Origin of the sequence: Nonomuraea sp. NPDC049655 (assembly GCF_044465465.1) — a bacterium.
Classification (GTDB): domain Bacteria; phylum Actinomycetota; class Actinomycetes; order Streptosporangiales; family Streptosporangiaceae; genus Nonomuraea.
Window position 1 is genome coordinate 1 of sequence record NZ_JBITLS010000034.1, and the last position, 1,818, is coordinate 1,818.

The following is a 1,818-nucleotide window of genomic DNA, read 5'->3' on the forward strand; positions in this document are numbered from 1 at the left end:
GGTCAAGTCCTCGGCCTATTAGTACCGGTCAGCTCCACACGTTACCGTGCTTCCACCTCCGGCCTATCAACCCGGTCGTCTACCGGGAGCCTTACCCACTCTCGTGGTGGGAGACCTCATCTCAAGGCGAGCTTCCCGCTTAGATGCTTTCAGCGGTTATCCCTTCCGAACGTAGCCAACCAGCCGTGCACCTGGCGGTACAACTGGCACACCAGAGGTTCGTCCGTCCCGGTCCTCTCGTACTAGGGACAGCCCCTTTCAAGTCTCCTGCGCGCGCAGCGGATAGGGACCGAACTGTCTCGCGACGTTCTAAACCCAGCTCGCGTACCGCTTTAATGGGCGAACAGCCCAACCCTTGGGACCTACTCCAGCCCCAGGATGCGACGAGCCGACATCGAGGTGCCAAACCATCCCGTCGATATGGACTCTTGGGGAAGATCAGCCTGTTATCCCCGGGGTACCTTTTAGCCGTTGAGCGACACCGCTTCCACACGCCGATGCCGGATCACTAGTCCCAGCTTTCGCTCCTGCTCGACCCGTCAGTCTCACAGTCAAGCTCCCTTGTGCACTTACACTCAACACCTGATTGCCAACCAGGCTGAGGGAACCTTTGGGCGCCTCCGTTACCCTTTAGGAGGCAACCGCCCCAGTTAAACTACCCACCAGACACTGTCCCCGATCCGGATCACGGACCAGAGTTAGACGTTCAAAACGACCAGAGTGGTATTTCACCAATGACTCCACCCGAACTAGCGTCCGAGCTTCCCAGTCTCCCACCTATCCTACACAAGACGCTCCAAACGCCAATGTCAAGCTGTAGTGAAGGTCCCGGGGTCTTTCCGTCCTGCTGCGCGTAACGAGCATCTTTACTCGTAGTGCAATTTCGCCGGGTCTGCGGTTGAGACAGCGGGGAAGTCGTTACGCCATTCGTGCAGGTCGGAACTTACCCGACAAGGAATTTCGCTACCTTAGGATGGTTATAGTTACCACCGCCGTTTACCGGCGCTTAAGTTCTCACCTTCGCTGTGTTACCACAACTAAGCGGTCCCCTTAACGTTCCGGCACCGGGCAGGCGTCAGTCCGTATACATCGTCTTACGACTTCGCACGGACCTGTGTTTTTAGTAAACAGTCGCTTCCCCCTGGCCACTGCGACCCCCACCAGCTCCGAGTGCAAAACTCATCACCAGCAGAGGTCCCCCTTCTCCCGAAGTTACGGGGGCAATTTGCCGAGTTCCTTAACCACAGTTCACCCGATCGCCTTAGTATTCTCTACCTGACCACCTGAGTCGGTTTAGGGTACGGGCCGCCACAACACTCGCTAGAGGCTTTTCTCGGCAGCATAGGATCATCCACTTCACCACAATCGGCTCGGCATCACATCTCAGGATACGTGTGAGGCGGATTTGCCTACCTCACTCCCTACATGCTTACCCCAGGACTACCATCGCCTGGGCTGGACTACCTTCCTGCGTCACCCCATCGCTTACCTACTACCCGATCGGATCGAGCGTTCACTCTGACCCCAAGCCCGAAGGCTTTAGGCGAGCTAAGGACTCTTAGCATCACGAGGTTCGATATGGGCGCGTTGAAGCGGGTACGGGAATATCAACCCGTTGTCCATCGACTACGCCTGTCGGCCTCGCCTTAGGTCCCGACTTACCCTGGGCGGATTAGCCTGCCCCAGGAACCCTTGGTCATCCGGCGCGAGGGTTTCTCACCCTCGATTCGCTACTCATGCCTGCATTCTCACTCGCACAGCCTCCACAACTAGATCACTCTGCTGCTTCGCCGGCTGCACGACGCTCCCCTACCCATC

1 rRNA gene is annotated in these 1,818 nt (G+C 57.5%); it reads right to left on the reverse strand.

From position 1 onward, the window contains the following. Positions 1-1,818 (reverse strand): 23S ribosomal RNA (locus ACIBQ6_RS50685); the annotation flags it as partial.